A 14081-nucleotide genomic window follows, 5' to 3' on the forward strand; every position below is an offset into this window, starting at 1 on the left:
GCTGGCGCCGCGATCGCGATGCGTGGCAGCGGACTCGCGCATCGCTCTCCTGTAGCCGATCGGCGACCTTTTGGACAAGAAGCAATTACCGTACCAATATCGACCGATCCATCAGGGGGTTTCCGAAGTGGAGTTGCGAACGGGCGTACGCCTGCTACGCGAGCGCTGGCTGCTGATCACGGCCGCCGTCGCCATCGCCCTCGCCACCGCCGGCCTCCTCACCTGGAAGCAGACGCCGCAGTACACCTCCAGCGTCACGTTCTTCATCTCCGCCTGGACCGACCCGGGCGACGTAGCCTCGGCCTACCAGGGCGGCCTGCTCTCCGAGCAGAAGGTCCGGTCCTACGCCGAGCTGCTGCGCACCCGCAGCGTGATGGGCGGCGTCATCGAGGACCTCGCGCTCGACCTCACCCCCGAGGAACTCGCGACCAAGGTGACCACGAGCGTCGTCCCCGACACCTCGCTGCTCAACGCCACGGTCACCGACGCCTCCCCTGCGGAGGCCCGGCGGATCGCCCGGTCCATCGGCGAGCACTTCGCGGCCGTGGTCCCGACCCTGGAGAACTCCTCGGACGCGAAGCAGGCGGCGGTCAAGGTCACGGTCGTGAACGAGCCCGAACTCGCCACGGCCCCCGTGACCCCCAAACCGGTGCGGAACCTCGCCTTGGCCGCGGCCCTGGGCCTGCTGGCCGGGATCGGGCTCGCCGTGGCCCGGCGCGCGCTCGACACCACCGTCAAGTCCGCCGAGGAGTTGCAGGAGCACTCCGGGGTGCCGACGCTCGGCACCGTCGCCGCCGACCGCAAACTCGCGAAGGCCCCGCTCATCGTGCACGACCCGCACGGCGTCCGCGCCGAGGAGGTCCGCCGGATCCGCACCAACCTCCAGTTCGTCGACGTCGACCGGCCGCACAAGGTGATCCTCGTTTCGGGGGCGCTCGGCAACGAGGGCAAGACCACCACCTCCTGCAACCTCGCGATCTCGATCGCCGAGACCGGCAAGCGGGTCATGCTCATCGACGCCGACCTGCGAAAGCCCAGGGCCGCGAGCTTCCTCGGCCTGCCGAACGGCGCCGGACTGACCGACGTCCTGGTGGACACGACCTCGCTGGAGGCGGCGGTGCAGCCGTGGGGGACCGACCTCCTCACCGTCCTGTCGAGCGGTTCGACCCCGCCCAATCCCAGCGAGCTGCTCGGCTCGCGGCAGATGCGCGAGCTCCTCGACGAACTGCGGTCCTTCTACGACGTCGTGGTGATCGACGGGCCCCCGCTCCTGCGGGTCGCCGACGCGGCCGCCACGGCGGCCTCCTGCGACGGGGTGCTCCTGGTGGTGCGGAAGGGGCGGACCCGCCGCGAGCAGTTGAAGGAGTCGCTCGAACTGCTCGGCAACGTCAAGGCGCCGGTCATCGGGGCCGTGCTCAACTTCGCCGCGCCGTCGAAGCACAAGTCGTACGGCTACGGCAGCCCGAAAGCGGACCGGACGCTGATGGCGGAGGCGAGGACCCGTTAGCGCGATCGACTCCCGGCCGTTCGGCCTCCTCTACGTGTGCAGCGCGAACCTGTGCCGCTCGGTGCTCGCCGAGCGGTTGAGCCGCCTCTGGATCGAGCACCTGCCCGAGTGCCCTTCGGACCGGTTCGCCGTCTCGAGCGCGGGCACCGAGGCCGTGCCCGGCCTCGGGATGCCGCCGAGGGTGGCCCGGTACCTGCTACGCCGGGGCGCCGACGCCGGTGCGTTCGCCTCCCGGCGACTGACCCCGGCGCTCGTGGAGCAGGCCGACCTGGTGCTCGCCGCGACCCGCCTCGAACGCGACCGCGTCATCGCCGCCTCCCCGGGGGCCCTGCGGCGCACGTTCACGCTCAACGAGTTCGCCCGCCTGCCGCCGCGGACCGGGCCGGGCGCCGCCGCGACCGAGGTCCGGTCCCGGGCGCGGTCGATCATGGCGGAGGCGATGGCGCGGCGCGGCCAGGTCGCCGGCCTCGACGGCGAGGACGACGTGGCCGACCCCGGCAATGGCCGCAGGTCGATCGAGCGGTGCGCAGCCGAGGTCGACTCGGCGGTGACGGCGGTGCTGCGGCTCCTCACGGTCGAACGGGCCTTCGCCGGCGAACGCTGAGACCGGTTCGCGTTCGCGTCAACCCGACGTGAAAGGCCCTCCGCGGTGCTATACATACCGTGGTTCACTCACCGGGGGCATTGGAGATCCGATGGCGCGAAAGGGCCGAGCCCCGTGGTGGGCGTACACGATGCTGTACGTCGGGGCCCTGGCCTTCGTCGTCGCCGGGGGCCTCGCGGCCGCCGGCCAGTACGCGATCCACACCGCGAACGGGGCGCTCCAGCGCGAGGACCTCCTCGGCGGGCACCGCGCCGAGGTCGAGGACCCGGTGCGGCTCTCCGGCCCGCTCGACTTCCTGATCTTGGGGGTCGACCACGTCGACGGCCTGCGGCGCACCGACACGGTCATGATGGCGCACGTCGACGCCGACCTGGACAAGGTCTACCTCGTCTCGATCCCCCGCGACCTGTGGGTGGCGATCCCCGACTGCGGATGGGGCGGCGGCCCCTGCGAGTTCAAGCTCAACCACGCCGGCACCGTCGGCGACCGCGGCCACGCCCTGAACAACCTCAACGAGACGCTCTACGACCTCAGCGGGCTGCGATTCCACGGCGCGGCCACCGCGAACTTCGAGGGCTTCATCGACCTGGTCGACGTGGTCGGCGAGATCGAGCTCTGCCTCTGGCACGAGATCGCCTCGGGCGACCGGGTCTACCCGGAGGGCTGCGCCTACTACGGCAAGGACGACGCGCTCTTCCTGGTCCGCGAACGCAAGCAGTGGGACCGGGACTCGGACTGGGCCGAGGGCCGCGGCGGCGACTACGGCCGCATCAAGATGCAGCAGCAGGCGGTCGGCTCGATCCTCGCCGAGGCCGGGAAGCAGGGCCACCTCACCGACACCGGAAAGGCCATGGCGCTGCTCGAGGGCTTCAGCGGCAACCTCACCGCCGACCTCGGCGAGATCGACCCGGCCGACCTCCTGGTCGCGATGCGCGGGGTCGACCCCCGCGAGACGGTCGCGATCGACGTGCCGTCCTCTCCGGAGGAGATCACGTGGGAGGGCGCGCCGCTGTCGATCGTGCGCATCCACGAGGGCGAGGAGCGGGCCGCGGCCGACGCCCTGTGGGAGGCCATCGCCGAGGACGCGCTCGAGGAGTGGACGGCCCGGTACCCCCAATGGGTCGCCGGCGGCTGACCGCGCCGACTCCTCTGGGGGTGTCCTGCCTGGAGGGCCTGAAAACTTCCGAAAGTTTCGGTGATCGGTGCTGCGCCGTCCGTTCAGCACGGTGGTGACGGTTGGCGATTTTTGCGGTATGTCGGCTCGACAGAGCTGTCATCAGCGGATTTGTCCCAATTGTCATACTCAAGTGGAGAGAGAAAGTTCCGAAAGTTTTCCGGAAGTTCTTGACAGTCCGATCAGGCCGGTCCACCATAATGTCATCGACAAATATCGATGCTTGTCGATCCGGTTCGTCGGCACGTCATCGCCGTGCGGGCCGGCCGCACCCCCTCAGAAGGAGGAAGGATGTCCGAGGACAACTCGTCCATGGGCCCGTTCAGTCGCCGGAGCATGCTGCTCGGCGGCGCCGGGGCTCTGATCTTCACCGGAGCGGGACTGCTCACGCCCGGCACCGCCAACGCCCAGCAGACCATCACCACCAACCAGGAGGGCACCCACGACGGCTACTACTACTCGTTCTGGACCGACACCCAGGGCGCGGCCTCGATGACCCTCGGCTCGGGAGGCAACTACAGCTCCCAGTGGAACAACGTCAACAACTGGGTCGGCGGCAAGGGCTGGGCGAACGGCGGACGCCGGACGATCAACTACAGCGGCTCGGTCAACCACGGGAGCAACGGCTACCTCGCCCTCTACGGCTGGACCTCCAACCCGCTGGTCGAGTACTACATCGTCGAATCGCACGGCCCCTACAACCCCAGCAGCGGCGCGCAGAGCCGCGGCACGCTCAACACCGGCGGCGGCACCTACTGGCTGGGCGAGTCCACGCGGACCAACGCCCCGTCGGTGGAGGGCACCAGGACCTTCCAGCAGTACTGGAGCGTCCGCCAGGGCAACCGCAGCTCCGGCACGATCGACACCGGGGTGCACTTCGACGCGTGGGCGAACGCGGGCATGAACCTCGGCGCGTTCAGCTACTACATGGTGATGGCGACCGAGGGCTACCAGTCCAGCGGCAACTCCAACATCACGCTCGGCTCCACCGGCGGCGGGAACCCGGACCCCGGGAACCCTGGCAACCCCGGAAACCCCGGCAACCCGGGCAACCCCGGCGGGGCCTGCACTGCGACGCTGTCGGCCGGTCAGCAGTGGGGCGACCGCTACAACCTGAACGTCAACGTCTCGGGCAAGAGCGACTGGAGGGTCGTCCTCAACCTCCCGGGCGAGGCGCGCGTCCAGAACTACTGGAGCTGCAACGCCACCTGGCCGACCGCGACGCAGATGGTCTGCACGCCCAACGGCTCGGGCAACAGCTTCGGCATCACCGTCATGGCCAACGGGAACTGGAACTGGCCGTCGGTCTCCTGTAGCTAAGGGCGTTCTACGAGAAGGCACTTCCTCCGGATCCGATCGATCCCGCGCGGTGCGGCGGCCCCCACGGCCGCCGCACCGCACGTGCGTCTCGACGAGGCGACATAGGATCGGGTCATGCGATCAGCTCCCCTCGCCTCCGGCGGCCGCACGTTCCCGCGCCGCCTCGTCGGCGCCGTCGCGCTCGGCGGCCTCGCCCTCCTCGCCGCCTGCTCCGGCGGCGAGGCGCCCCCGGCCGACGACGTCATCCCCGACGCGGCCGCGGCCATGGCCGAAGTCCAGAGCGTCCGCTTCGACCTCGCCGTGGACGGCTCGGTGGACGGCCTGTCGGTGAAGGCCGCCGACGGGGTCGTCACCGCCGACGGCGACGCCGAGGGCACCGGGACGATCACCGTCTTCGGCGCGGCCGTCGAGATCGAGTACGTGATCGTCGGCGAGGACGCCTACGTCAAGGGCTTCACCGGCGGCTTCCAGCAGATCCCCGTCGGCGACGACATGCTCCCGTACAACCCCACGATCCTCCTCGCCCCCGACCAGGGCATCGCCGCGCTGCTCGAAGCGGTGGACTCGGCCGAGCCGCAGGACGCCGAGAAGGTCGACGGCACCGACGCCTACCGCTACGAGATCGTGTTCGACCCCGAGGTGTTCGGCCGGTTCATCCCCGCCGAAGGCGACTGGAACACCGCCACCGTCTGGTTCGACCAGGAGACCTCGCGCGTGCTCAAGGCCGAGTTCGCCCACGACGGCGCGACGGTGACGATCCACCTGTCCGACTACGACGAACCGGTGACGATTGAAGCGCCCTGACCCGGCCCGCCCGCGCCGCCGGGTGGCGATCGGCGCCGCCGGCGCCGCCGTCCTGATCGGCTCGATCGACGCCTACGTCCTGGTGACCGTGCTCGTCGACATGATCGGCGACCTGAACATCCCCGCCAACCACCTGGAGCGGGCCACGCCCCTGGTCACCGGCTACCTCCTCGGCTACACCGCCGGGATGCCGCTGCTCGGGCGCCTCTCGGACCGCTTCGGGCGCAAACCGCTCATCCACGCCTGCCTCGCGGCCTTCGCGATCGGCTCGGTCGTCTCCGCGGTGTCCACCGAACTCGCGCCGCTGGTCGCCGGCCGGGCCCTCCAGGGCCTCGCGGGCGGTGCGCTCCTGCCGGTGACGATGGCCCTGGCCGCCGACCTGTTCTCGGCCCGCCGCCGCCCCGTCGTCCTCGGCTGGGTCGGGGCCGCCCAGGAACTCGGCGCCGTCCTCGGGCCCCTGTTCGGCGCGGGCGTCGCCGCGCTCGTCGGCTGGCGCGGCATCTTCTGGCTCAACCTCCCCCTCGCCCTGGTCGCCGCCCTCGCGATCCACTACGCGCTGCCGCCGGGCGGCAAGCGCGACGCCGGCGCCCGCGTCGACTTCGTCGGCGGCCTCCTCCTCGCGGTCGCCTTGGGGCTGTTCACCGTCGGGCTCTACAACCCCGAACCCGAGCACGCGGTCCTGCCCTCCTGGGGCGCCCCCGTGCTCATCGCCGGAGCGGTGGTCCTGGTCGCCTTCGGCCTGCACCAGTGGCGCTCCCCGGTGCGGCTCCTCGAACCCGCCGGCGTGCGCTGGCGCCCGTTCGCCGCGGGCCTGATCGCGAGCCTCGCGGCCGGAGCGGTCCTCATGGTGACGCTCGTGGACGTGCAACTGCTCGCCCAGACCCTCCTCGGCCTCGACTCGACCGGCGGGGCCCTCCTGCTGCTGTGGTTCCTGATCGGCCTCCCGGTCGGCGCCCTCGCCGGCGGGGCCCTCGCCTCCCGCCTGGGCGAACGCGCCCCGGCCGTCCTCGGCTTCGCCGCCGCCGCGGCGGCCTACGCGTGGATCGGCCGCACGGTCCCCGACATCGAACCCGGCCTCGCCCTCGCCGGGGCCGCGCTCGGGGCGACGATCGCCCCGCTGTCCTCGGCCGCCCTGCGCACCACCCCCGAGGACAGCCACGGCACCGCCTCGGCCGCCGTCGTCGTCGCCCGCATGATGGGGATGCTCGTCGGCGTCGCGGCCCTCACCTCCTGGAGCCTCCACCGCTTCCAGACCGCCACCGCCGACCTCGACACGCCCCTGCCGTTCGGCCTCTCCGAGACCGAATATCTCGAACGCCAGGAGGTCTACCTCGAGGCGCTCAACGCAGCGCTCGCCGCGCAGTACGCCGACGTGTTCACCGCCGCCGCCTGGATCTGCCTGGCCGCCGCCGCGGTCTCGGCCCTCCTGCCCGGCCGGGTCCGCTCCGGGCGTGTCGCAGCCCGCACCGCGAACCCCTCGTAACGCCCGCGCGCCCGGATAGGGTTGGGCCCATGGCGGATCTGTCAGTGGTCGAGAACGTCGACGAGCACCGGTACGAGCTGCGCGACGAGGCCGGGACCGTGTTCGGTCACCTGGAGTACCTCCTCCGCGAGGAGTTCACGGTGCTGCCGCACACCGAAGTGGACCGCTCCCTGCGCGGGCGCGGCTGGGGCGACCGGCTCGTGCGCCACGCCCTGGACGACCTGCGCGCCAAGGGCGCCAAGGCCTACCCGACCTGCCCGTTCGTGGAGCGGTGGATCGACCGGCACGAGGAGTACGAGGACCTCCGCTACCGGCCCGGAACCGGCTCCTAGGCGGCACTGCCGCGGACTGTTCACCTCCGCGCCAACTTCGGGTTCACTCGTCGTTCATCTATCGATGAAGCATCTTCAATATGTGCCTCCCGGTTGACCCGACGCGACCTGTCCGACGCTCCGAATCCGATTCGGACCGGCGGCGCACCGCGCCGGCCACCGGCCGCCCCTCCACGAACGGGGACCGCTGATGCTCTCCGCCCTCATCCTCCTGCGCCACCTCGCCCCCGCCGAAACCGCACCCGCCACGCCGGCCCCGCCGTCGACGGCAACGCAGGCCGCCGGGACCCTCGCCACGGCCCCGCCGATCACCGCCGAAGCGCCCCCGCTCACCGACGACCAGTGCCGCCGCGCCTGGGCCCTGGCCGACTTCCTCCAGCTCTACAACCCGACCGAACTCATCAGCGGCCCCGGCCGCGGCTGCGCCGACACCCTCGCACCCCTCGCCACCCGCCTCGACCTGCGCGTCACCGTCGCCGACGACCTCCGATCCGAGACCCCGAGACTCCCCGGCGCCCACGCCGCCGTCTGGCTCGCCGCCCGCGCCCTGCGGACCCTCCCCGACCCGCGCCGCACCGCCGTCGTCTGCGCCGACAGCGCCGTCCTCTCGGCCCTCCTCGTCGCCGTCGCCGCCCGCGACGGCCACGACCACTCCCTCCACGACACGCCCCTGCCCACCGAAGACCCCGCCGACCTCCCGCCCGGCGGCGGCTGGGTCCTCCACCGCGACGACGGCCGCCTCGTCGGCGTCAAGCCCCTCGCCGTCCGCTAGCGCCGTGCCGTAAATCAATTGCCTCCCCAGGTCAAGCACGGGTAAGCTCCACGGTTCGTCTGCTTCGCATCCTGAACGAATCCACCGGGAGACCACCGTGTCGAGCACCGTGCCCAGCCCCGCTTCGGACACCTCCCCCGAAGCCGAACTCGAAGCCGAACGCGCCGAACACGAACGCGCCCGCACCTACATGGCCGCCATGCGCGAAGGCACCCTCGCCATCCACCGCACCTACGCCGGCGAACTCGACGAGTCCGGGAAGAACCTCGGCATCGGCGACGTCGGCATCGACAAGCAGTTCGGCTGGGCCATGGCCAACTACACCGTCCCCCGCCTCGCCGACCTGAACGACCGCGACCTCGCCCTCTTCTTCGGCCGCATCTGGATGGACGACGGCGAGGACTTCCACATCGGCCGCCGCCACATCCGCGACGAGCAGGGCGACCCCCTCGTCCTCGACTGGCGCGCCCCCCTCGCCGAGCAGTACTACCGCGCCTCCGCCCACGACCGCCGCGACCTCACCAGACGCCGCCGCTTCGGCTTCCAAGGCGCCCGCATCACCGGCTTCGAGGACGAGAACCTCCTCCTCGGCCAAGAGGTCGCCTCCGACATCCTCACCGCCGAGATCGAACGCCCCCGCACCGGGCCCATGCGCGACATCGTCGCCACCATCCAGCCCGAACAGGACGAACTCATCCGCCGCGAGGCCGCCGTCAACCTCTGCGTCCAAGGCGCCCCCGGCACCGGCAAGACCGCCGTCGGCCTCCACCGCGCCGCCTGGCTCCTCTACAACTACACCGAGAAACTCGACAAGGCCGGCGTCCTCGTCGTCGGCCCCAACGAAGGCTTCCTCGCCTACATCGCCGGCGTCCTCCCCACCCTCGGCGAGACCTCCGTCTGGCAGACCACCGTCCAGCAGCTCACCGGCGCCCACACCGCCACCGGCGCCGACGGACGCGAAGCGACCCTGCTCAAACACGACGAACGCATCGCCCTCGTCTGCGAACGCGCCGTCTGGGGCCACGTCGCCACCGCCGAGACCGGCCTCGCGGCAGCGGGCGCCGAACCGGGGGAGGGCCTCCTCATCGCCGACGGCGGCTGGCGCTGGCGACTCGGCCAGCGCTACCTCGACGAGGCGATCACCAGCGCCCGCAAGAACACCCGCACCTACACCGCCGGACGCAAAGCCGTCGAGGACACCATCGTCCAAGGCGTCCGCCGCCAAGCCGAGATCCGCTCCGGCCACTCGCCCGACGGCAAATGGGCCACCAGGATCAAGCGCGCCCCCGCCGTCCAGGCCTTCCTCGACGCGGCCTGGCCCAAGCTCAACACCAAGACCGTCGTCAAGAAGCTCTACGGCGACCGGGCCTTCCGCGCCGACGCCGCCCGCGGCATCCTCACCGACGACGAGACCGCCCTCCTCACCGGCAGGCCCGCGAAACCCAGCGCCGCCGACCTCCTCATCGCCGACGAGATCGAAGCCCACCTCAAACTCCGCGACCCCTCCGCCGCCTACGGCCACATCGTCATCGACGAGGCCCAGGACCTCTCCCCGATGCAGTGCCGCGCCATCGCCCGCCGCTCCGGCAAAGGCTCGGTCACCGTCCTCGGCGACCTCGCCCAGGGCACCACCCCCTGGGCCGCCGCCTCCTGGACCGACCAGATGCGCCACCTCGGCAAGACCGAGGTCGAGCACACCGAACTCACCGTCGGCTTCCGCGTCCCCGCTGTCATCATCGAACTCGCCAACCGCGTCCTGCCCCACCTCGGCGTCGACGTCGAACCCGCCCGATCCATCCGAGCCGACGGCTCCCTCGACTTCATCTCCACGGCAGACTCAGCCACCGCAGACCCGGCCACCGACTCCGCCGCTCCCGACCCTGCCGCCACCGACCCCGCCACCGCCCTCGCTGCCGGCGTCCTCGAAGCGGTCGCCAAGGCCCTCGAATCCGAAGGCCACGTCGGCGTCATCGCCGCCGACGACCGCGCCGAAGCCCTCCGCCCCCTCCTCGAAGGCACCGAGAGGGTCGATCTCGTCGCCGCCAGCCTCGCGAAAGGACTCGAATACGACCACGTCGTGGTCGTCGAACCCGCCGAGATCGTCGAAGCCCCCGCGACCTGGGACACCGCCGCCACCAGCGCACCCGGGGTCGGACTGCGCCACCTCTACGTCGCCCTCACCCGCGCCGTCTCCCGCCTCACCGTCGTCCACGACCGGCCCCTCCCGCCCCAGATGCGCGCCTGAGACTTCGCCCGCATACCTCCCTTCAGGACGCCACCGCCTCCCCGATTGCCGAAACTGCCCGAAACCGGCCGTTCCAGGTGTAACGATGATCCCGTCGCGGGTCCGTCACGACGCGGCCCACACGGGATTCACACACGGGGAGTGGTTATATGCGACCTGCACAAGCGAGGGCCGTCGCCCTCGCCGGCTCGGCCGCGCTGGCCGCCGCGGCGCTCGGCGCCTGCGGCGGAGGCGGCAGCGGATCGGGCGGCGACGGCGAGGCGACCTGGGCGATCAGCTCGGGCTGGCAGTCCTGGAACGAGAACACCGCCGACGGCAACAACTCGTACCTCCACCAGGTGCTCATGCCCGGTTCGACGGCGCTCGGCGACTTCGACCAGGACGGCCAGTGGGTCTACAACGACGCCCTCCTCGCCAAGGCCCCCGAGCTCGCGAGCGAATCGCCGATGACCGTGGAGTACACGCTCAACGAGAACGCCCAGTGGTCCGACGGCGAGCCCTTCGGCGCCGACGACTTCGTCTACATCTGGTACCAGATGTCGGGCGACGCCGAGAAGTGCGCGCAGGACGCGTGCACCCCCGCCTCCACCGACTGGGGCGCCAACGTCGCCTCCATCGAGGCCACCGCCGACGACGTGGTCACCATGACCTACGTGGACGGCTACCTCGACCCCGAGTGGGAGTTCTTCGGCCTGTCGATGTACCCGGCCCACATCGCCGTGGAGAACGGCTTCGAGGACTGGAAGACCGACCCGGCCGTCATGGGCGAGAGCGCCCTCTGGTTCGCCGAGAACCCGCCGACCTGGGCCACCGGACCGTACAAGCCGGTCGACGCGGTCACCGGCGACTACGTCGTCTACGAGCCCAACGAGAACTACCAGGGCAGCGTCGACCCCGGCCTCGACAAGCTCACCTTGAAGGTCGTCGAGGGCACCGAGTCGATCATCACGGAGCTGCGGCAGGGTTCGATCGACGGCGCCTGGCCCTCGGAGTTCAGCCAGGAGGAGCTCGACAAGGTCGAAGGCGACTCGGCGATCACCACCGAGGTCTACGAAGGCTCGATCTGGCTCCACATCGACACCAACACGAACAACGAGTTCCTCGCCGACCAGGTGCTGCGCCAAGCGGTGTTCACCGCGATCGACAACGCCGACATCATCGCGAAGAACTTCCCCGACACCGAGGTCGCGGCCCGCCAGAACCACTTCTTCAACGCCTCCTCGGAGTTCTTCGTGGACACGCTGGGCGCGACCGACCCGCTCCAGGGCTCGGGCGACGCCGACGCGGCCAACGCCGCGCTCGAGGCGGCCGGGTACACCACCGGCGACACGCTCATGACGCCCGAGGGCGACCCGGTCAAGCTGAACTTCCGCTACGGCGACGGCGACCTGACCCGCCAGACCACCGGCGAGCTCGTCCAGGCCTACCTGGCCGAGATCGGCATCGACGTGGAGCTCAAGGCCATCCCCGACGGTCAGCTCGGCTCGGTCCTCTCCGAGGCCGACTTCGACCTGGCGATCTACGGCTGGTCGGGCACGCCCGCGTTCACCACCGCGCCGCAGCAGTACTTCGGCTCGGACTCGTCCTCGAACTTCGGCAGCTACACGCTCGACGGGCTCGACGAGGCCATCGCGAAGGTCCGCTCGACCACCGACATCGCCGAGTCGGCGCAGTTCGCCAACGAGGTCGACGCCATGGTCATGCCCGCCGCGTTCACCCTGCCGCTCCTCGACGAGCCGCAGTCCACGCTCTACAACAACGGGACCCTGACCGGGATCGTCGCCAACGGCAACAGCCAGGCCGGTCCGCTGTGGAACGTCCGCGACTGGAAGCCCGCATAAGCGGCCCGTGAGCGCGCGAATGCGGGGGCGGCCCGGACGGGCCGCCCCCGCATTCCATATCGACCAGGTAACAATGATCCGCCAAATTCGCACCGAGACGTTCCCTTAGACACCCCTTCATGGCACTGTGTGACGCAACACTGCCGAGGCGGTCACCCGACCCCCACCGCGATCCCGGCGCAGCGACGGCGCCGCCCCGGGGCCCCAACGGGCGACTTCGCACCTCGGCCGATCCTATGGAGGAGACACATCAATGGCTCTGACTCGTAGAGCATTCGGCGGCCTGACCATCGGCGGTTCGTCCGCGCTCATGCTGGCCGCGTGCAGCAGCGGCGACGACGGCGGCGACACCGAAGCGAGCGGCGAACTCGTCTGGGCGGTCTCGTCCCCGTGGGAGGCCTGGAACTCGACCACCAGCACCGGCAACAACTCCGTCGGCAACCAGGCGATGGTGCCGATGAACCCGCGCGGCCGGGTCGGCTACGAATTCGACCCCGAAGGCAACGTCTTCTACGACGACGCCCTCTTCGAAGGCGAGCCCGAGCTCATCAGCGAAGCGCCGATGCAGGTGCAGTTGACGCTCAAGGAGAACGCCCAGTGGTCGGACGGCAAGCCCGTCCGCGTCGAGGACTTCATCTTCTACTGGTACTGCCTCTCGGGCAACCCCGAGTTCGCCAACCAGGAGAAGGCCATCCCGGCCTCCACCGCGTGGGGCGAGACCGTCGAGAGCATCGAGGCGGGCGAGGGCAACACCGTCGTCATCACCTACATCGAGGGCAAGACCGACCCCGAGTGGCCCTTCACCGGCGGCGTCTACCTGCCCAGCCACTTCGCCGAGGAGAACGGCTTCGAGAACTGGCAGTCCGACCCCGAGGTCATGGGCGACGCCATCGCCTGGTTCAACGAGAACCTGTGGACGGTCGTCACCGGCCCGTACAAGCCCGTCGACTCCAAGCTCGGCGAGTTCATCATCTACGAGCCCAACGAGAACTACCAGGGCTCGACCAAGCCGCTCTTCTCCAAGCTCACCATCAAGCCCGTCACCGGGCTCGAGGCCGAGGTCACCGAGCTGCGCCAGGGCACCATCGCCGGCTGCTGGCCCAGCGACTTCAGCCTTGAAGAGCTCCAGAAGCTCGACGAGAACCCCGAAGAGTGGAAGTACGAGACCTACGCGGGCGCGACCTGGTCGCACATCGACATCAACGTCGGCAACTCGTTCCTCAAGGACGTGGCCCTGCGCCGGGCCGTGTTCACCATCATCGACATCGAGGAGCTCAACGCCCGCGTCTTCCCCGGCACCGAGATCCCCTGGCTCGGCAACCACTTCTTCACCGAGGCCAGCGGCTACTACGAGGACTACACGACCCCGGCCAACTACGGCAAGGGCGACGTCGACGCGGCCAAGGCGCACCTGAGCGACGCCGGCTACACGTGGGACGGCGACGAGAAGCTCATCAGCCCCGACGGCACGCCGGTGGCCTTCAACTTCCGCTTCGCCACCGCCAACGAGATCCGCAAGCTCACCGGCGAGATCCTCCAGGCGCAGTTCGAGCCCCTCGGCATCGACCTGGAGCTCAAGGGCTTCGCCGACGACGACTTCGCCGGGACGCTCTCCAGCAGCGACTTCGACATCATCGTCTTCTCGTGGGTCGGCAGCCCGGCCTTCACCGGCGGCCCGAGCCAGTTCTTCTCCACGTCCTCGTCCTCCAACTACGGCGGCTACGACGACCCGGTCATCAACGAACTGCTCCCGCAGATCACCGCCACCTTCGACCTCGACGAGGCCGCCGACCTGGCCAACCAGGTCAGCGCGCAGGTGATCGACCAGGCGTACACCCTGCCGCTGTACTCCAGCCCGCTCTCGATCATCTGGAACGCCGCGCTCGTCGAGGGCCCCGGCGTCAACCCGGCCAGCCAGGCCGGACCGCTGTGGAACCTCCGCGAGTGGAAGAAGCCCTAAGGCTCAGGTCCGCATTCCGCTGATTTCGGCGGAATGCGG

Annotated in this window: 11 protein-coding genes; all 11 read left to right on the forward strand. The window is 70.4% G+C overall.

Annotated features, from left to right (window positions below; all coding sequences use genetic code 11):
* Nucleotides 1-127: 127 nt before the first annotated feature.
* The 11 genes from IF12_RS0102050 to IF12_RS0102100 all read left to right on the forward strand — a co-directional run bounded on the left by IF12_RS0102050 (nt 128) and on the right by IF12_RS0102100 (nt 14042).
* Nucleotides 128-1507, forward strand: coding sequence for a polysaccharide biosynthesis tyrosine autokinase (locus tag IF12_RS0102050; RefSeq protein WP_051703849.1), 1380 nt, complete (start codon nt 128-130; stop codon nt 1505-1507).
* 34 nt (nt 1508-1541) lie between these two features.
* On the forward strand, nt 1542-2111 hold the full coding sequence (locus IF12_RS0102055) for a hypothetical protein (RefSeq protein ID WP_051703850.1): 570 nt from the start codon (nt 1542-1544) through the stop codon (nt 2109-2111).
* A gap of 91 nt (nt 2112-2202) precedes the next feature.
* On the forward strand, nt 2203-3246 hold the full coding sequence (locus tag IF12_RS0102060) for an LCP family protein (protein WP_030144605.1): 1044 nt from the start codon (nt 2203-2205) through the stop codon (nt 3244-3246).
* A gap of 330 nt (nt 3247-3576) precedes the next feature.
* Nucleotides 3577-4605, forward strand: a complete 1029-nt coding sequence (locus tag IF12_RS0102065) for a glycoside hydrolase family 11 protein (RefSeq protein WP_035748028.1) — start codon at nt 3577-3579, stop codon at nt 4603-4605.
* Between the two features lie 114 nt (nt 4606-4719).
* Entirely contained in the window at nt 4720-5409 is a 690-nt protein-coding gene (locus IF12_RS0102070) for an LppX_LprAFG lipoprotein (RefSeq protein ID WP_030144607.1), read from the forward strand.
* Nucleotides 5396-6892: an MFS transporter gene (locus IF12_RS0102075; protein ID WP_035748030.1), complete on the forward strand. Its 1497-nt coding sequence runs from the start codon at nt 5396-5398 to the stop codon at nt 6890-6892. The genes IF12_RS0102070 and IF12_RS0102075 overlap by 14 nt, the downstream gene beginning before the upstream one ends.
* A 29-nt stretch (nt 6893-6921) precedes the next feature.
* Nucleotides 6922-7224: a GNAT family N-acetyltransferase gene (locus IF12_RS0102080; protein ID WP_030144609.1), complete on the forward strand. Its 303-nt coding sequence runs from the start codon at nt 6922-6924 to the stop codon at nt 7222-7224.
* Nucleotides 7225-7414: 190 nt separating this feature from the next.
* Nucleotides 7415-7996, forward strand: coding sequence for a hypothetical protein (locus tag IF12_RS0102085; RefSeq protein ID WP_030144610.1), 582 nt, complete (start codon nt 7415-7417; stop codon nt 7994-7996).
* A 97-nt stretch (nt 7997-8093) separates the two neighbouring features.
* Nucleotides 8094-10241, forward strand: coding sequence for an AAA family ATPase (locus tag IF12_RS0102090; protein WP_051703851.1), 2148 nt, complete (start codon nt 8094-8096; stop codon nt 10239-10241).
* Between the two features lie 149 nt (nt 10242-10390).
* Nucleotides 10391-12082, forward strand: a complete 1692-nt coding sequence (locus tag IF12_RS0102095; RefSeq protein ID WP_030144612.1) for an ABC transporter substrate-binding protein — start codon at nt 10391-10393, stop codon at nt 12080-12082.
* Between the two features lie 253 nt (nt 12083-12335).
* Nucleotides 12336-14042 carry an ABC transporter substrate-binding protein gene (locus IF12_RS0102100; RefSeq protein WP_081912940.1) on the forward strand — a complete coding sequence of 569 codons (1707 nt, stop codon included), beginning with the start codon at nt 12336-12338 and terminating at the stop codon, nt 14040-14042.
* Nucleotides 14043-14081 lie beyond the last annotated feature (39 nt).

This window comes from Glycomyces sp. NRRL B-16210 (genome assembly GCF_000719515.1).
Lineage (GTDB): Bacteria > Actinomycetota > Actinomycetes > Mycobacteriales > Micromonosporaceae > Glycomyces.